The organism is Pseudomonas sp. (assembly GCF_048265905.1).
GTDB lineage: Bacteria > Pseudomonadota > Gammaproteobacteria > Pseudomonadales > Pseudomonadaceae > Aquipseudomonas.
Window position 1 is genome coordinate 89407 of record NZ_JBLXAP010000004.1, and the last position, 17553, is coordinate 106959.

Genomic DNA, 17553 nt, shown 5'->3' on the forward strand with positions numbered 1-17553 from the left:
GCGCCGCGTGACGCCGCCAGAGTTCATCGGGTCGTTAACGCGCAAAATTCACAGTATTTTTTTGTTACGGTGTCTGTCTCCAACTAAAAAAGAGAGAACCGTTATGAAGCTCGCGCCAAAATTGCTGGCCGCCGTACTCTGTTTGGGTCTGGCGGGTCAGGCTTTCTCCACCGAGCTCACGCACTGGCCGGCACCGGCAGCCAAGCAACTCAATGCAATGATCGAGGCGAATGCCAATAAAGGTAACTTCGCTGTCTTTGACATGGACAACACCAGCTATCGTAACGATCTGGAAGAGTCGCTGCTGCCGTTCATGGAGAACAAAGGGCTGATCACCCGTGAAAAGCTCGATCCTTCCCTCAAGCTGATGCCGTTCAAGGACACCGCTGACCACAAGGAAAGCCTGTTCAGTTACTACTATCGCCTCTGCGAAGTGGACGACATGGTGTGCTACCCATGGGTTGCGCAGGTGTTCTCCGGCTTCACTCTCAAGGAACTCAAAGGCTATGTTGATGAGTTGATGGCCTCGGGCAAGCCGGTGCCAAGTACCTATTATGACGGTGATGAGGTCAAGACCATCGAAGTTCAGCCGCCTAAGGTATTCGCCGGTCAGACCGAGCTGTACAACAAGCTGATGGAAAACGGCATTGAGGTATACGTGGTGAGTGCCGCGTCTGAGGAGTTGGTGCGCATGGTCGCCTCTGATCCGAAGTACGGCTACAACGTCAAACCGCAAAACGTCATCGGCGTAACGATGCTGCTCAAGAATCGCCAGACCAACGAACTGACCACCGCGCGTAAGCAGGTGAGTGCGGGTCAATACGATGAGAAGACCAACCTCGGTCTTGAATTGACTCCGTATCTATGGACACCTGCAACCTGGATGGCAGGCAAGCAGGGCGCCATCCTGACCTACATCGACCAGTGGAAAAAACCGGTTCTGGTGGCCGGCGACACCCCGGACAGCGACGGCTATATGCTATTCCACGGCGTCGACGTCAACAAAGGCGGGATTCATCTGTGGGTCAACCGCAAAGACAAATACATGACTCAGCTCAACGGCATGATAAAAACCAACGCCGAGGCGCAAGCCAAGGAAGGTTTGCCGGTGACGGCTGATAAGAACTGGGTCATCGTCAAGCCCGATGATATCCAGTAAACGAGCAAGGGCCAGGCGTTAACCTGCCTGGCCCTGTATTCAAGTTGAATGCTTTATCTCGGATAAATCATCCACTGCCAGCGCGCCAGTATCCGAGGTTTCCAGCACGGCGTAGGCGCTGCTGCAAAACAGTGAGTTCAGGCGCTTCATGTCGGCAATCAGCTCCAGGTGCAGCGAGCTGGTTTCGATGCTTTGCACAATTTTACGCTGCAATCGGCTGACGTGAGCGTGGGCCAACCGGCGTTCCTGGGCGCGGAAGCGGCGCTTCTCTTTAAGCAATTGGCGGGCGCTTTCCTTGTCGGAACTGAGAAACACCGACAAACCCAAACGCAGGTTGGCAATTAGCTGGCTGTGCAACCCAGCCAGTTCTTCCAGACCGGTTTCGGAAAATGATCGGCGTTGCGAAGTCTTTTGCTGCTGAACCTTGCGTAGCATGCGTTCGATCAGATCGCTGGCAAGTTTGAGATTTATCGCCAATTCGATGGTTTCCGCCCAGCGACGACTGTCTTGATCGCTCAAGTCTTCGCGTGGCATCTGCGCCAGATACAGCTTGATGGCGCTGTAGAGCGTTTCAACATCATCTGTCAGGCGGCGTATTTCCAGAGTCACTGCGCTCTGCTTGCTGTGCAACACATCGCGCATGGTTTCGAGCATATTGTCGATCAAGTCGCCGATGCGCAGGGTTTCGCGCGCCGCATTGGCCAGCGCCAGACTCGGTGTGGCCAGCGCAGTTGGATCAAGATGCCGCGCCTTGGCGGCGCCATTGATTTCCGGCTTTTCAGGTAGCAACCAGGCGCAGAGCTTGCCCATTGGCCCAACGCTGGGCAGCAGGATCAGGCAGCGTGTAGTGTTGTACAGCAAGTGGAAACCAATCACTATTTCCTGACGGCTAAAGTCGAGGCTGTCGATCCACTCCACCAGCGGGTTGAGCACGGGGATAATCAACAGCAGGCCGATCAGTTTGTATAACAGGCTGCCAAGCGCAACTTGACGGCCTGCCGCGTTTTGCATGCTGGTGCTGAGAAAAGCGAGTACGCCGCTGCCGATATTGGCGCCAATCACCAAGCCGATAGCCACCGGCAGACTGATCAAGCCTGCGCCTGCCAGCGTTGCGGTGAGCAATACGGCGGCAAGGCTGGAATAGGAGATCATCGCGAATAAGGCGCCAACCAGCGCATCGAGCAGGATGTCACCGGTCAGTGAGGCGAAAATCACTTTTACGCCTTGCGCCTGAGTGATCGGTGTGGCGGCTTCGACAATCAGTTGCAGGGCCAGAATGATCAGTCCAAGACCAATACCGACCCGGCCCATCTGTCCCAGCCGGGTTTGTTTACGTGACAGGAAAAAGATTACCCCGACGAAGATCAGCAGCGGCGATAGCCATGACAAATCAAAGGTCAGCACCCGAGCCATCAGTGCTGTACCGACGTCGGCGCCGAGCATGGTCGCCAGTGCTGGCGTCAGTGTCATCAGGCCTTGGCCAACAAATGAGGTGACCAGCATGGCGGTGGCGTTACTGCTCTGGACCAGCGCTGTTACGCCAACCCCTGCGAGAAACGCCAGCCAACGCTTGGACATGCTCTGGCTGATAACGCGGCGCAGATTTGAGCCGTATACCCGCAAAATGCCGGTTCGGACAATGTGTGTGCCCCAAATCAACAGGGCTACGGCAGATAACAAATTAAGCAGAGTGAGCATTCAGGCCCCCTGTGCTGTTGACGCCCCAGAGGGGCAAGCACGCTGATAGGTGTCGCATGCATTCTTGTACTTAAGCTGTAGTTGGCTAAAGGCCTTGACGCCAGCATTGCACAGCTAAACAGCAGATTGAAACAAAACTGTCATAAAGTATTTGTCATCAACGGCAAAAGTGCCAGCAGTGATAGCGCTGTCTGATTCAGTCTTTGGCCACGGCTGCGGCGTAAATAACAAAAAGCCCGGAATGTCCGGGCTTTGAGCTAATTAGGGCTAAACCACTAAGGTCAGGTTGGAATGATCGGTAGCTCGCGCTTGTGCGCTGTTTTCAGGTAAGCCGCTTCGATGATCTCGGCGGCAGCATCCGAGACTTGATTGCCAAGCAGGTAGTTGTCGATATCGTTGTAGGTGCAGCCGTAGGCAGCTTCATCGAGTTTACCGGGGGCAAGTTCTTCCAAATCCGCTGTCGGCGCCTTATGCACCAAAGATTCTGGCGCACCGAGTTGCTTAGCGAGCAGGCGAACCTGGCTTTTAGTCAGGCCGGACAGCGGCGCCAAGTCGCAAGCGCCGTCACCAAACTTGGTAAAGAAGCCCATGACTGCTTCTGCAGCATGGTCGGTGCCAACCACTAAACCGCCGACAAAATTGGCGATGGCGTATTGCGCGACCATGCGGGTGCGGGCTTTGACGTTGCCTTTGGCAAAGTCGGTCAGGCTCGGGCTTGGCTCTATGCCTTCAAGCTTGATGTTATTCATCAGGCCGTCGACAGCGTCGGCGATGTTGACCGCGGTCGACATGTCGGGCTGGATGAAACCCAGCGCGGCCTGAGCGTCATGCTCGTCGGCCTGCGTCTTATATGGCAGGCGCACAGCGACGAATTTAACGGAGTGGCCTTCGTCGCGCATTTGGCTGACAGCCAGTTGGCACAGGCGACCTGCAGTTGAGGAGTCGACCCCGCCGCTGATTCCTAGCACCAGAGCTTTAGCACCGGATGTGAGCAATACGCTTTTGATGAACTCTATGCGTCGAGTGATTTCGGCTTTGGCGCTGCTGTCATCGATGATGCCTCGGTCAATGGCCAAGGCTGCCTGAATCTCTGATCGCAAAACTGGGTTCATTACACATTCACCTTTTGGGTTATTTCAGTGCTGGCTAAAGCACCTGTTGCGCAACATTAGTTGGCTCAAGTCAGTACTGGAGTTTTAAGCAATTATCGGGCTACTTTAGCATCGCTCGCTCCGGAGTTTGTGGAGCCGCCTTGAGCAAATAGCATTTCCTGCCGGGTTTTATGCGAGCGCATTGTATTCAATCGTTGGCAGCTTAAGTCGTCATGCCGCAAATGTTATTCGCCACGGGCCGTTTTACCGAATGATGGGCGTTTTTGGTGCAATATCTAGTTTGCCGCGCAGGAAAAATAGCAAGCCGCTCGTTGGTGAGGCGCCCGATGTTTGTCATCGGGCGCTTTAGCTTGGCGTTGAGTGCTCAAACAACCTTTTGGCTGAGCCTGAACAAGCCAACCTGTGGCGCTTCGCTGATCCAATGCTGAGCAACAGTCCAGCCTGCTTCTGCAGCCATTGCCGTAAATGACTCGACACTGAATTTGTGTGAGTTCTCGGTGTGCAGGCTCTCGCCCTCAGCGAAGGTAAAGCGCTGGCCGGCAATAGTCACCGTTTGCGCAACCAAGCTAAGCAGGTGCATTTCCATGCGCCGCTTGACCGGGTTCCACAGCGCCTGATGGGCGAAGTTGGTGAGATCAAAGTCAGCACCTAGCTCGCGGTTAATGCGCACTAACAGGTTTTTATTGAAGCTGGCGGTAACCCCCGCCGCATCGTCGTATGCCGTTTCAAGGATGTCGACGGGTTTGACCATGTCGACGCCGACGATAAATTGCGCGTCATTGCCCAATATGGTTTTAGCCGACTTGAGAAACGTCACCGCTTGCTGGTGATTGAAGTTGCCGATGGTCGAACCGGGAAAAAAGCCAATGCGCGGGCGCTGGTTGATAGCGGCGGGCAGGGCCAAGGTGCGGGTGAAGTCGCCAATCTGTGGAACTACATTCAGGGCCGGATAGCGTTCGGTCAAGCGCTGCGCTGCTTGTTGCAGGGCATCGGGGCATATATCAATGGGCACATAGGCGCCTAGTTGTGGCGCAGCATCAAGCAGCAAACACGTTTTATCACTGGCGCCGCTGCCGAACTCGATCAAGGCGCTGCCGGGGGCGAAGGTTGCGGCTATTTCACTGGCAACGTCGCTTAGCAAGCGGGTTTCGGCGCGAGTTGGATAGTATTCAGCGGTTTTGCAGATGTCCTCGAACAGCGCAGAGCCTGCCGCATCATAGAAGTATTTTGGCGGTATGCTTTTGTGATCGGCTGCCAAGCCATTGAGCACGTCACGTCGGAATGAGCTGTGATCGTCAGTTATGGTTTTGTGACTGTCGCGAGCCAACCGCAGGCCGCTCAACACCCAGCGCTTTTCAGGGTGGAAAAAATTACGATAGCTCAGGCGTGTATGACCCGGGCTGGTGAAATTGGCACCGCCACGCAAGACCATTTGATTGATCATGAATTTGCCGTTGTACTCGCCAACAGCGCCAGGAGCAGGACGAAAGCCCGGGTAAGGGCTGTACGGGCTTTGCGTCCATTGCCAGGCCACATCATCGACCTGTTGCAGGTGGCCCGACTGGGCCGCAGCTTCCCATTCCGCCTCGGTCGGCAGGCGAGCTCCAGCCCAGCAGGCAAAGGCGGCTGCTTCGTAATAGCTGATATGGGTGACTGGCGCATCAGGATCCACTGCTTGCAAGCCGCCCAAACTCATCAGGCTCCAGCCTTGTTGGCTCGGCTGCCAGTAAAACGGTGACTGCCAGTCCTGACTGCGCACGATGTCCCAGCCTTCAGCGAGCCACAACTCCGGGCGTGAATAGCCGCCGTCATCCATGAACTCAAGCCATTGCGCATTGGTTACCAAGCGGTCGCTGATCTCGAATGGCTGCAAGTATGTGGTGTGCCGTGGGCCTTCGTTGTCGAAAGCAAAACCTTCACCTTGGTGGCCAATCTCAACCAGGCCACCGGAATGAGCCTTGAACTGGCCTTTGCGTCCGCCGGAAGCTTTAGGCCAGCGGCGGTCGTAAGTCGGTTTCAGTGATGAAGTGCTGAACAGATGAAGAATATCCATCAGCAACAATTCTTGATGTTGTTCCTCATGGGCGAGTCCCAGCTCTATCAATTTATAGTGGGCTGGGCTTGGCGGGGTTTGCAGCAGCTCAGCCATGTGCCGGTCGACATGCTTGCGGTAGGCGAGCACTTGCTCAGCACCGGGGCGCGTCATCAGGCCACGCTCTGGTCGCGGGTGGCGCGGGCCAACGGCTTCGTAATAGGAGTTAAACAGGTAGCTGAAGTTGGGGTCGAACGCGCTGTAGTTGGCGAGCTGTGGCGCGAGCAGAAAAGTTTCAAAAAACCAGCTTGTATGTGCGATGTGCCACTTTGCCGGGCTGGCATCGGGCATTGATTGAACCACCATGTCTTCATGGCTGAGCGGTGCAATCAAGGATTCTGTGCGGCCTCTGACGTCGAGGTAGCGGTCAAGCAATTCATTATGGGCGGGTTTGGGTTTTAGGGCTCTTAATGTGCTGCTCATCAACTCTTGTCTCCGCTGTTTAGGCTGGTCATTGTTGAGGCGGGCTGGTGACTGTTGTTACAGGCTGTGGTGGAAATGGTTAACAATTTAGGTTTGAGTAAATCAGAGTCCGTTATTTGAATAAGGTTTCAGCTTAGACGGCTATAGGTTGTGTGCCTGTTTAGTCGGTCGATAAAGGCAAAACCCGCCAAGCGGCGGGTTTTGCAGAGGTTTATGCTTGATAGCAGATATGCCCGTCGACCAAGGTGTAGCGCACCACGCTTGGCAGGCAGTGGCCGATAAACGGGCTGTTACTGCCTTTCGAGAACCAAGTCTCACCCGCCAGGGTTGAGGCTTGTGGATCAAACAGCAAGATGTCAGCGGCTTGACCCGCAGCCAGTGTGCCTGCTGGCAGGCGCATCGCATTGGCAGGACCAATGGTCAAACGCTGGAGCAGTGTTGGCAGGTCGAGCAAGCCGTCCTGAACCAGGGTCATCGCCAGCGGCAGCAGTAGTTGAACACTGCTGATACCCGGTTCTGTCGCACCAAATGGAGCCAGTTTGGCGTCGGCTTCGTGCGGCTGATGATGGCTGGAAATCGCTTGAATCGTACCGTTTTTGACTGCCTGACGAAGGCCGTCGCGATCTTTTTGCGTACGCAGCGGTGGCTGCACGTGATAAAGGCTGGAGAAGCCTCGCAACGACTCGTCGGTGAGAATCAATTGGTAGAGGGCCACGTCAGCGGTGACCTTGAGGCCGCGTGCTTGCGCATCTGCAATCAACTCCGCGCCGCGTGCGCTGGTCAGTTGGCTAAAGTGGGCGCGCACGCCAGTTTGTTCTACCAGCAACAGATTGCGGGCGAGGGCGACGGTTTCAGCGCTCTCTGGAATACCCGGTAATCCGAGGAAGCTAGCTGTAGCACCTTCGTGGGCCAAGCCGCCTTCGGCCAGATCGTGATCTTGTGAGTGAAAGATCACCGTCAGGTCGAATGTGGCGGCGTATTCCATAGCTCGGCGCAGGGTGCGGCTGTTGCGGAAACAGTCCAGGCCATTGCTGAAGGCCACGCAGCCCGCATCGCGCAATGCAACCAGTTCAGCTAGCTGCTCGCCTTGCAAACCCTTGCTCAGCGCGCCGATGGGGAAGACTTTGGTGTGTCCGGCTTCGCGGGCGCGGTCGAGTATCATCTCGGCGACTGCCGGTGTGTCGAGTACCGGTTTGGTAAACGGCGGGCAGCACAGGCTGGTCACGCCGCCAGCCGCTGCGGCGAGGGTTTCAGTGGCAATGCTGCCTTTACGGCTGTAGCCAGGCTCGCGCAGGGCAACGTTAAGGTCGATCAAGCCTGGTGCGGCGACCAAGCCCTTGGCATCGAGAGTGTTTTCAGCAACGAAGTCAGCGGGTGCCTGACCAATGGCGACGAGCAAACCGCCCTCGATAAACAGGTCGGTTTCGCGGTCAAGGCCGCTGCTCGGGTCGATTACGCGGGCGCCGAGGATACGGGTACGCATCAGTTCTGCTCCTCGGATTCTTGGTTAAGTTGGCGTTGAGTGTTTTGCCCGCTCATGGCCATCGACAGCACTGCCATGCGAATGGCGATGCCGTAGGTCACCTGATTGAGGATTACTGATTGCGGGCCATCGGCCACAGCTGACTCGATTTCCACACCACGGTTGATCGGTCCGGGGTGCATAACCAGCGCGTCGGGTTTGGCCAGCTTCAGGCGCTGTTCGGTCAGGCCGAACAAACGGTAGAACTCACCTTCGCTGGGCAATAAGCCGCCCTGCATCCGTTCACGCTGCAGGCGCAGCATGATCACCACATCAACATCTTTAAGACCGGCGTCCATGTCGCTGTAAGTGGTTACGCCAAATTGCTCGATACCAACTGGCAGCAAGGTTTTCGGAGCGATTACGCGGATATCCGGGCAGCCTAGCGTCTTCAGGGCGATCATGTTTGAGCGCGCAACGCGCGAATGCAGGATATCGCCGACGATGGCGACCGAGAGATTCTCGAAGCTGCCTTTATGTCGACGAATAGTCAGCATGTCGAGCATGCCTTGCGTCGGGTGCGAATGGCGGCCGTCGCCACCGTTGATGATCGCCACGTCCGGGCACACGTGCTCGGCGATAAAGTGTGCCGCGCCGGAATCGCCGTGGCGCACCACGAACATATCCGCAGCCATGGCTTCAAGGTTGCGTAAGGTGTCGAACAACGACTCGCCCTTGCTGGTCGAGGAGGTCGAGACGTTCAGGGTAATCACATCCGCCGAGAGGCGCTGAGCGGCCAGCTCGAATGTGGTGCGGGTGCGTGTCGAGTTCTCGAAGAACACGTTGCACACAGTCTTGCCGCGCAACAGCGGGACTTTTTTCACCGCCCTGGCGCCGACTTCGAGGAATGAGTCGGCGGTGTCGAGAATCTCGGTCAGCAGTTCGCGCGGCAAATCATCGAGCGAAAGGAAATGGCGCAACTGACCTTGGTCATTGAGTTGCAGAGGTCGCTTGGCTTCTGTCGGCGTCATCGCGGTAGGGGTCTCAGTTTGTGAGCGTTTGCAGCTCAAGAGTGAGCGGGGTCGGGCCAGATAATTTTACCCGCTGCGTGGCAGGCAATGACAAGGTTGCGCCGACGACATCTGGGCGAATCGGTAAGTCGCGAGCATCAAGGTCGAGCAGGCTAACCAAGCTGATGCTGGCTGGACGGCCATAATCGAACAACTCGTTCATGGCTGCACGGATAGTCCGCCCGCTCATCAGTACATCGTCGATCAACACAATGTGCTGACCTTCGATCTCAAACGGTAGCTCAGAAGGCTGAACTTGTGGATGCAAACCGTTCTGGGTGAAGTCGTCGCGGTAAAACGAAACATCAAGAATGCCCAGCGGCTCTTTATTGCCCAAGGTTTCAAGCAGCGCCTGTGCAACCCATACCCCGCCGGTACGGATACCAATGAAACGCGGCGTGCTGATCTGCCGTTTATTCAGGTGGCTGATTAGCGCACTGGCCATTTCAGGTAGCAATTCAGCGGGATTGGGTAGGTTCATCACAAGCTCCTTGGGCACTGAGCTGGGCTCAGCCTGAAATATTTTCTTCTAGCCATCCTTCGAGCAGTAAAGCGGCGGCCAGTGCATCCACTGGGCGTTCGCGATAACCGCTATTTTGGCCTTGCTGTAAGCGCTCGCCTTTGGCCGCATAGGTCGTCAGGCGTTCGTCATGGGTGTGAACGGGCAGATTAAAGCGGCCGTTGAGGCGACGCGCGAACTTCTCTGCTCGCTCGCTCATCTCGCTCGGGCTGCCGTCCATGTTCAGCGGCAAGCCGACGACAATTGCATCGGGCTGCCATTCGCGAATCAGGGCTTCAACCTTCTGCCAGTCGGGCACGCCGTTCTGGGCTTTAAGTACGCACAATTCGCGGGCCTGGCCGGTAATCACCTGGCCAACAGCGACGCCAATCTGCTTGGTGCCGTAATCGAAGCCGAGCAATAAACGCAGCGGGGTAGGGTTACTCAACAGTTGCCTCCATCAAGCATGTCCCGCTTGTGAAGTCAGTAAGCTCAAGTTGATACCCAGCTGCGAGGCGGCGGCATTGAGGCGTTGGTCGTAGGGCAAGTCGAACAGAATATCGTGGGTCGCAGGGCAGGTGAGCCAGGCGTTCTCGGCGATCTCAGCTTCTAACTGGCCTGCATCCCAGCCTGCATAACCGAGGGTGATCAGGTATTTATCCGGCCCGGTGCCAGCGGCAATCGCAAATAGCACATCTTGCGAGGTGGTCAGGCCCAGTTCGCCAAGCTCAAGTGTGGCTTGGTAATGGTCGCCAGCAGGATGCAGGACAAAGCCGCGATCAGTCTGCACGGGGCCGCCGCTGAAGATCGGCAGGCTTTCGCAGGTCACTGGCGGCTCGCTTTCTTCGCTGAGCTGTTCCAGTACGTCGGCAAGGTTCAGGCCGCTTGGGCGGTTGATCACCAAGCCCATTGCGCCTTGATCGTTGTGCTCGACGATATAGGTCACGGTTTGCGCAAAATGCTCATCGTCCATGTGTGGCATGGCGATCAGCAACTGGTGTTTGAGGTAACTCGGGCTGGCATCTTTCATGGGCGCTAGCTTAAAGCCTGCGGCCTGAGCCGGGAAGCCAAAACACGGTTTTCCTCACCGCTGTTGCTATAAAACATCACGCCATGAGGTAAAAAGGCGGGTGACTCAGTTGCTGGACAAGCGGTCGCCACGCTCAAATCGCCAAGTGCGGATGATCTCCAGGCGGTCGGCATCAGCCAAGTCGCCGCTGAACGGTGCGTATGGCGCGGCGAGGCGGACGATTCGTAGCGCTGCTTTGTCGAGCAGTGGCTGGCCGGATGATTCCAGCACCATGACTTCGTGCAGCGTGCCGTCGCGGTTGATCGATACCAGCATGCGTAAGCTGCCGTAGATCTGCTTGCGGCGAGCGTCGTCCGGGTAGTTGAGGTTGCCGATACGCTCAACCTTTTTGCGCCAGGCATCTTTGTACCATGCGCCTTTGTCCTGCATGGTTGAAGCCGCGTTGAGGCGGACAATCTTTGGCCGTTTGGCGTATTGCTGAACTTCTTGTGCCAGTTCAGCTTCAAGGCTGGCGATTTCACTGCTCAGTTGTTCGCGGTCAAACGTCGGTGCCTCACGAGTTGGCTCGACCTGCTTGACCTTTTCTTGCTTGGCCTGAACTTTCTGCGGTTGTGGTTTAGTGGTGGCAACTACTTTCTTCGGTGCTTGCTTGGGCACTGGCGGTGGTTGCGGCGCAGCAGGGGGTGTGACCTTTTTCACTTGGGTATCTTGGAAGGGCGCCTGCTCGGTGGTCTTCGGCGCTGCTTTGTGTTCCAGCGTACCGCTGCCTTGCTGATTGTTTTGCGCAAGGAAGTCTGCCTCTTTAGGCTTTTCTTCACTCTTGAAGGTCGACAGGGTGATTTCCAGGGTTTTGCTAACAGTCACGGGGTCGGCCAGAGTGAAACTCAAGCCAAGAATCAACGCGATATGCAGCACGGCCGCAAGAAACAGCGTGAAGCCCAGTCGGTCTGCTGGTTTTACGCCCGCAGAGGGTGTGTTTGGTGTCTTGGCTGTTGGTTTCATTACTATCTGGATCAGCTCGGAATGCCGCGCAGTCTGCCGACTGGAGGCCATAGCCTGCAAGTTCCAAGTTCAAAGCTGCTACCTGCTTCAAACTTGTGGCCGCCTTGGCGGCGCTGGAATCAGCTTCTTGGCTGTATATTGCGCCAGGCCCTGAATCTGTACCTTGATTCAGGGCCTGGGCTCAAATGCCGGGATTATCTGGCGCTGAGCTTTTCAGCAATTACATCCATCAGCCGTTCAGCGATCTTGGTGTCATAGGCTGCATCAATCTCGCGGATGCAGGTTGGGCTGGTTACGTTGATTTCGGTCAAATGATCACCGATCACATCCAAACCAACGAACAGCAAGCCTTTCTCACGTAAGGTTGGGCCGATGCCTTGGGCAATTTCAAGGTCCCGCGCGCTCAGTGGTCGCGCTTCTCCGCGCCCGCCTGCAGCAAGGTTGCCACGGGTTTCGCCTGCCGCAGGAATACGGGCCAGGCAATAGGGTACAGGTTCGCCGTCGATCATCAGAATCCGCTTGTCGCCATCGACAATTGCGGGCAGATAACCTTGCGCCATGATTTGCTGGGTGCCGTGGGCGGTCAGGGTTTCAAGGATCACCGAAAGATTCGGATCGCCTTGGCGGTGGCGAAAAATCATGGTGCCGCCCATGCCGTCCAGAGGCTTGAGGATGACGTCGCCTTGCTCTTTGGCAAAGTCGCGCAAGATATCGGCACGGCGGCTGACGATGGTTTCCGGCGTGTACTGCGGGAATTGGGTGGCAAACAGCTTTTCATTGCAGTCGCGCAGGCTTTGCGGGCGATTGACCACCAGTGTGCCAGCCTTCTCGGCTTGTTCGAGCAGATAGGTCGCGTACACAAACTCATTGTCGAACGGTGGATCCTTGCGCATCAGGATCACATCCAGCTCCGACAGCAGCATGTCTTGCTCTGCGCCTAGTTCAAACCAATGTTCAGGGTCATGGAATACCTTTAGCGGGCAAGTCCGGGCACGCGCCTGGCCTTTGCTCTGGTGCAGATCTTTGACTTCCATATAAAACAGCGACCAGCCGCGAGCCTGGGCTGCGAGGAGCATGGCCAGAGAGCTATCCTTCTTGAAGGATATCTGCGCGATAGGGTCCATGACTATGCCGACACGAATGGTCATGTGTTTATCTCCGTAAAGTCACAATGTGAGCTGTAAATAAGGTGTTGGAGACTATCACGAGCCTTTAATCGGCGCTGATTGTGTAGTCGTTCAAGGAAAAAACCTTAGCCGTCGGTAGCTTATAGCTTGCATGTAGAGAGTGTGCTAAAAAGGCCAGATGATCAGGGTAACAATCTATTGGCGTCATATGTATGACCGCCAATGATATGGAGCTTGCTCAAAGGCCGAGTCCGCACTGTTCTCACGCATAAAGCGGTTGGTGCCGCAGCAGTTAATGTTGCGCTCTGCCTATGATTTATTGGGTTTTGACGCGACATCAATTGATGGGCGGTCGAGCTGAACTGGCTCCAGCGAAAAAATAACGACTCACCGAGGCGATGGTAGGGCAAACATGGAACAGCATTCCGAGGGTTTGAGAGTAATGGTCATTGACGATTCGAAAACGATTCGTCGAACCGCAGAAACCCTGCTCAAGAAAGTGGGTTGCGATGTAATTACTGCAGTAGATGGTTTTGATGCTTTGGCAAAAATTGCCGATACCCATCCAAACATTATTTTTGTAGATATCATGATGCCGCGTCTTGATGGTTATCAGACGTGCGCCCTGATCAAGAATAATAGCGCCTTTAAATCCACGCCGGTGATCATGCTGTCCTCCAAGGATGGGCTGTTCGATAAAGCCAAGGGCCGCATCGTGGGTTCTGATCAGTACTTGACCAAACCCTTCAGTAAAGAAGAGTTACTCGGTGCGATCAAAGCTCATGTGCCTGACTTTATGCCGGTGGAACAAGCATCCTGACATCCGTCCTGTACCGATGTCCTTTAAGTAGTGGGAAACACCATGGCTCGAATTCTGATTGTTGATGACTCTCCGACCGAGATGTACAAGCTGACCGCAATGCTTGAAAAGCATGGTCATGAAGTCTTGAAGGCGGAAAATGGCGCTGATGGCGTCGCACTGGCTCGTCAGGAAAAACCTGATGCGGTATTGATGGATATCGTCATGCCGGGGCTGAACGGCTTCCAAGCGACACGTCAGTTGACCAAAGATGCGGACACGAATCACATTCCAGTGATCATTGTGACCACAAAGGATCAAGAAACCGACAAGGTATGGGGTAAGCGCCAAGGCGCTAAAGACTACCTGACCAAGCCGATTGATGAAGACACACTGCTTAAAACTCTGAATGCTGTGCTGGCCAGTTAATTCCGGCTTAGTTAGCAAACCCTTACCAGAAGGCTGCAGTGGGCATGTCTGACGTACAAACACCTTTTCAAAAACTTCTTGAAATCGATCAGCGTTGTCGTGCGCTAGCGGCCGGCTTGCCTATGCAGCAAGCCGCCCAGCAGACATGGAGTGGTATCGGCTTTCGGATGGGAGAGCGTTTGTTCGTCGCACCGATGGGTGAGGTCGGTGAAGTGCTGCACGAACCACGGTATACCTTGTTGCCAGGCGTTAAGAGCTGGGTCAAGGGCGTGGCAAACGTGCGGGGTCGCTTGCTTCCAGTCATGGATTTATGCGGCTTTCTAGGTAATGAGTTGTCGCCACTGCGTAAGCAGCGACGGGTACTGGTCGTGGATCACCAAGAGATTTTTGCCGGCCTTACGGTCGACGAAGTCTTTGGGATGCAGCACTTTTCAGTTGATACTTTTTCTGAGCAGTTGCCACCACTTGAAGCATCGGTAGAGCCGTTTATCCATGGCGTATTCCAACGTGAGCAAGCTTGGTTGGTGTTTAGCCCTTTTGCGCTGGCACAGAACCCAGACTTTCTAGCGGTAGCATTTTAATAAGATTTTCGGTTGGGTCGGCTTTGCCGGCCTTTTGGCGTTATATGGGAACCGTAGTGCGGTCGGTCCAGGCGGGGGCCAGATAATGAAAAAACTAAATGCAGGCAAATTATTCGCGGGTACGCGCAGCAGTACGCTGATTCTTGGGCTGTTTATCGTCCTGATTGTGTCAGTCGTGTTGTTGTTCGTTAACTTCGCTTATATCAACACCCAGTCCAACTACGATACTGAATACATTGGTCACTCCGGTGAGCTACGTGTTCTGTCCCAGCGTATTGCAAAAAACGCCACGGAAGCTGCAACAGGTACGCCTGAAGCCTTTGGTTTGTTGCGTGATGCACGCAACGACTTCCAAAAGCGCTGGGCAATCCTGACCGATGGCAACGCTGAAAGCGGATTGCCGCCAGCTCCCGAGCAAGTGCAGCCACAAATGGCGGCTGTGCAGAAAGATTGGGACAGCTTGCGTAAAAACACTGACTCCATTCTGGCCAGTGAACAAACCGTTCTGTCGTTGCACCAGGTAGCGGCAACGCTGGCTGAAACCATTCCACAGCTGCAGGTTGAGTACGAAGAAGTCGTCGATATCCTGTTGGAAAGTGGTGCGCCAGCGGCTCAGGTTTCGGTCGCTCAGCGTCAGTCGCTGTTGGCTGAACGTATCCTCGGTTCGGTGAACAAAGTACTTGCCGGTGATACTGACTCGGTACAGGCCGCTGATACCTTCGGTCGTGACGCCAGCCTCTTCGGTCGTGTATTAGGCGCGATGCTTGAAGGCAACGCCGCCATGGAAATCACCAGGGTAGAAGACGCCGAAGCGTTGGATCGTCTGGGTGAGATTTCCGAGCTCTTCGAATTCGTATCGGGTTCGGTGGACGAAATTCTCGAGACCTCTCCTGAATTGTTCCAGGTTCGTGAGTCGGCGAACTCGATCTTTACGGTTTCGCAAACCCTGCTCGATAAAGCTTCTGAGCTGTCAGCTGGTTTCGAAGGCCTCGTTGACAGCCGTCAGATCAATACCCTGATTGGTTACGTGCTGGGCTTGCTGGTTCTGGCCTCGATCATCCTGATCGGTATTGTGATGGTTCGTTCGACTAACCGTCGACTGGCTGAAACAGCTGAAAAGAATGACCGTAACCAAACTGCGATTTTGCGACTGCTCGATGAAATTGCCGACCTTGCGGACGGTGACTTGACGGTAGCGGCCACTGTAACCGAGGACTTCACCGGTGCAATTGCTGACTCCATCAACTACTCCATCGACCAACTGCGTGATCTGGTTGCGACCATTAACTTGACTGCCGTACAGGTGGCGGGTGCTGCTCAGGAAACCCAGGCCACGGCGATGCATCTGGCCGAGGCGTCTGAGCACCAGGCGCAAGAAATTGCCGGTGCATCTGCGGCGATCAACGAAATGGCTGTGTCGATTGACCAGGTATCGGCGAACGCCTCTGAGTCGTCCGCGGTAGCGGAACGTTCGGTAGCCATCGCCAACAAGGGTAACGAGGTGGTGCACAACACCATCACCGGCATGGATAACATCCGTGAGCAGATCCAGGACACCTCGAAGCGGATCAAGCGCCTCGGTGAATCGTCCCAGGAGATTGGTGACATCGTTAGCTTGATTAACGACATTGCTGACCAAACCAACATTCTCGCCCTTAACGCTGCAATTCAGGCCTCCATGGCCGGTGATGCAGGTCGAGGCTTCGCCGTAGTTGCGGACGAAGTACAGCGCCTTGCAGAACGTTCATCTGCTGCAACCAAGCAGATCGAGGCGCTGGTTAAGACGATTCAGACTGACACCAACGAAGCTGTAATTTCGATGGAGCAGACCACCTCTGAAGTGGTGCGCGGTGCACGCCTTGCGCAGGACGCCGGGGTTGCACTGGAAGAGATTGAGAAAGTATCAAAGACCCTTGCGGCCTTGATTCAGAACATCTCCAACGCAGCACGCCAACAGGCATCGTCTGCCGGTCACATCTCCAACACCATGAACGTGATTCAGGAGATCACCTCGCAAACGTCGTCCGGTACAACCGCAACCGCCAAGAGCATTGGTAACTTGGCGAAAATGGCCAGTGAGATGCGTAAGTCGGTATCCGGCTTTACCTTACCGGAAGGGGAGCAGGCTTAACCGATGGCTGCGCAGCGGCTTGCAAAGGTCGCTGCCCGGAGTCCCAGGACTATGACCGAACGTCACGACAACCCGCTTGGTACATGGGCCTTGCAGCCAGTCATGGATATGTCTATCGACGAATTCCACCGCTGGCAGATTTTGCTCGAAGATCGTACTGGCGTCGTGATTCAGGAGCAGCGCAAAGCGTTTTTGCAGACCAACCTGAGTTCGCGCATGCGTGAACTGGGTGTCTGTGACTACGCTGACTACTATCGCCAGGTCACAGATGGGCCGCGTGGCGCGGTTGAGTGGTCGTTGCTGCTGGATCGGTTAACGGTTCAGGAGACCCGGTTTTTTCGTCACCGTGCCTCATTTGATGTGCTTGAGCGTTATCTGCAATCAAGGTTGCAGCAACCGCTGGCTAAGCCGTGGGAACTCTGGAGTGTCGGCTGCTCCAGTGGTGAAGAGCCTTATTCATTGGCCATCACTGCCGCCCAGGTGCTTGAAAATGCCGGATTGCCTGCGCATTTTGCGGTCACCGGTACCGACATCAGCCTCAACGCGTTAAGCAAGGCACGTGAAGGACGGTTTGCAGCGCGTAAGCTTGAGCAATTAGAGACACATATAGCTCAGCGTTATTTTTCTGCTGAGCCCGATGGCAGCCTCAAAGTATCACCGGAACTGGCGTTGCAAGTGTGTTGCGCCAAGCTCAATGTGCTGGAGTTGGCGAAGGCGCCAATGGCCGGTATGGACGTTATTTTTTGTCAGAACTTGTTGATCTATTTTCGTCGCTGGCGTCGCCGAGAGATCCTCAATTGCCTCGCAGAACGCCTTGCACCGGGTGGTTTGCTGGTTATTGGGGTTGGCGAAGTAGCGGGTTGGCAGCATCCGGATTTGATACCGGTCGCCGACGAGCGAGTTCTGGCGTTTACCCGTAAGGGCAAGTTATGAGCGGAG

16 protein-coding genes are annotated in these 17553 nt (G+C 55.3%); 6 read left to right on the forward strand and 10 right to left on the reverse strand.

Annotation, left to right across the window (positions count from 1 at the left end; all coding sequences use genetic code 11):
- The first annotated feature begins 103 nt into the window (after nucleotides 1–103).
- The gene (locus tag ACN0UH_RS07845) at nucleotides 104–1159 is read left to right on the forward strand and encodes a haloacid dehalogenase-like hydrolase (protein WP_417661529.1); all 1056 of its coding nucleotides are present in this window, start codon (nucleotides 104–106) and stop codon (nucleotides 1157–1159) included.
- 39 nt (nucleotides 1160–1198) lie between these two features.
- Here ACN0UH_RS07845 and ACN0UH_RS07850 read toward each other — a convergent pair whose 3' ends face one another.
- The 10 genes from ACN0UH_RS07850 to gshB form a co-directional block, all read right to left on the reverse strand.
- On the reverse strand, nucleotides 1199–2857 hold the full coding sequence (locus tag ACN0UH_RS07850) for a Na/Pi cotransporter family protein (RefSeq protein WP_417661530.1): 1659 nt from the start codon (nucleotides 2855–2857) through the stop codon (nucleotides 1199–1201).
- Between the two features lie 281 nt (nucleotides 2858–3138).
- On the reverse strand, nucleotides 3139–3969 hold the full coding sequence (nadE, locus tag ACN0UH_RS07855; protein ID WP_417661531.1) for an ammonia-dependent NAD(+) synthetase: 831 nt from the start codon (nucleotides 3967–3969) through the stop codon (nucleotides 3139–3141).
- 364 nt (nucleotides 3970–4333) lie between these two features.
- Nucleotides 4334–6484 (reverse strand): ergothioneine biosynthesis protein EgtB, encoded by a 2151-nt coding sequence (gene egtB, locus ACN0UH_RS07860; RefSeq protein WP_417661532.1) that lies wholly within the window; start codon nucleotides 6482–6484, stop codon nucleotides 4334–4336.
- A 211-nt stretch (nucleotides 6485–6695) separates the two neighbouring features.
- Nucleotides 6696–7967 carry a dihydroorotase gene (locus ACN0UH_RS07865; protein ID WP_417661533.1) on the reverse strand — a complete coding sequence of 424 codons (1272 nt, stop codon included), beginning with the start codon at nucleotides 7965–7967 and terminating at the stop codon, nucleotides 6696–6698.
- Nucleotides 7967–8977: an aspartate carbamoyltransferase catalytic subunit gene (locus tag ACN0UH_RS07870; RefSeq protein ID WP_339489706.1), complete on the reverse strand. Its 1011-nt coding sequence runs from the start codon at nucleotides 8975–8977 to the stop codon at nucleotides 7967–7969. The genes ACN0UH_RS07865 and ACN0UH_RS07870 overlap by 1 nt, the downstream gene beginning before the upstream one ends.
- 13 nt (nucleotides 8978–8990) lie before the next feature.
- Nucleotides 8991–9497 (reverse strand): bifunctional pyr operon transcriptional regulator/uracil phosphoribosyltransferase PyrR, encoded by a 507-nt coding sequence (gene pyrR, locus ACN0UH_RS07875; RefSeq protein ID WP_417661534.1) that lies wholly within the window; start codon nucleotides 9495–9497, stop codon nucleotides 8991–8993.
- A gap of 28 nt (nucleotides 9498–9525) precedes the next feature.
- The gene (gene ruvX / locus ACN0UH_RS07880) at nucleotides 9526–9963 is read right to left on the reverse strand and encodes a Holliday junction resolvase RuvX (RefSeq protein WP_417661535.1); all 438 of its coding nucleotides are present in this window, start codon (nucleotides 9961–9963) and stop codon (nucleotides 9526–9528) included.
- A gap of 12 nt (nucleotides 9964–9975) precedes the next feature.
- Nucleotides 9976–10545 (reverse strand): YqgE/AlgH family protein, encoded by a 570-nt coding sequence (locus tag ACN0UH_RS07885; protein WP_417661536.1) that lies wholly within the window; start codon nucleotides 10543–10545, stop codon nucleotides 9976–9978.
- Nucleotides 10546–10650: 105 nt separating this feature from the next.
- Nucleotides 10651–11547, reverse strand: a complete 897-nt coding sequence (locus tag ACN0UH_RS07890) for an energy transducer TonB (RefSeq protein ID WP_417661537.1) — start codon at nucleotides 11545–11547, stop codon at nucleotides 10651–10653.
- 194 nt (nucleotides 11548–11741) lie between these two features.
- Nucleotides 11742–12695 carry a glutathione synthase gene (gene gshB / locus ACN0UH_RS07895; protein WP_417661538.1) on the reverse strand — a complete coding sequence of 318 codons (954 nt, stop codon included), beginning with the start codon at nucleotides 12693–12695 and terminating at the stop codon, nucleotides 11742–11744.
- A gap of 391 nt (nucleotides 12696–13086) precedes the next feature.
- Between gshB and pilG the strand changes: the two genes are divergently transcribed.
- The 5 genes from pilG to ACN0UH_RS07920 all read left to right on the forward strand — a co-directional run bounded on the left by pilG (nucleotide 13087) and on the right by ACN0UH_RS07920 (nucleotide 17547).
- Nucleotides 13087–13494, forward strand: a complete 408-nt coding sequence (pilG, locus tag ACN0UH_RS07900) for a twitching motility response regulator PilG (protein WP_087515271.1) — start codon at nucleotides 13087–13089, stop codon at nucleotides 13492–13494.
- A gap of 42 nt (nucleotides 13495–13536) precedes the next feature.
- On the forward strand, nucleotides 13537–13902 hold the full coding sequence (gene pilH, locus ACN0UH_RS07905; protein ID WP_417661539.1) for a twitching motility response regulator PilH: 366 nt from the start codon (nucleotides 13537–13539) through the stop codon (nucleotides 13900–13902).
- A gap of 44 nt (nucleotides 13903–13946) precedes the next feature.
- Nucleotides 13947–14483 carry a chemotaxis protein CheW gene (locus tag ACN0UH_RS07910; protein ID WP_417661540.1) on the forward strand — a complete coding sequence of 179 codons (537 nt, stop codon included), beginning with the start codon at nucleotides 13947–13949 and terminating at the stop codon, nucleotides 14481–14483.
- A gap of 85 nt (nucleotides 14484–14568) precedes the next feature.
- The gene (locus ACN0UH_RS07915) at nucleotides 14569–16614 is read left to right on the forward strand and encodes a methyl-accepting chemotaxis protein (protein WP_417661541.1); all 2046 of its coding nucleotides are present in this window, start codon (nucleotides 14569–14571) and stop codon (nucleotides 16612–16614) included.
- A 51-nt stretch (nucleotides 16615–16665) separates the two neighbouring features.
- Nucleotides 16666–17547, forward strand: a complete 882-nt coding sequence (locus ACN0UH_RS07920) for a protein-glutamate O-methyltransferase (protein WP_417661542.1) — start codon at nucleotides 16666–16668, stop codon at nucleotides 17545–17547.
- The last annotated feature ends 6 nt before the right edge of the window (nucleotides 17548–17553 follow it).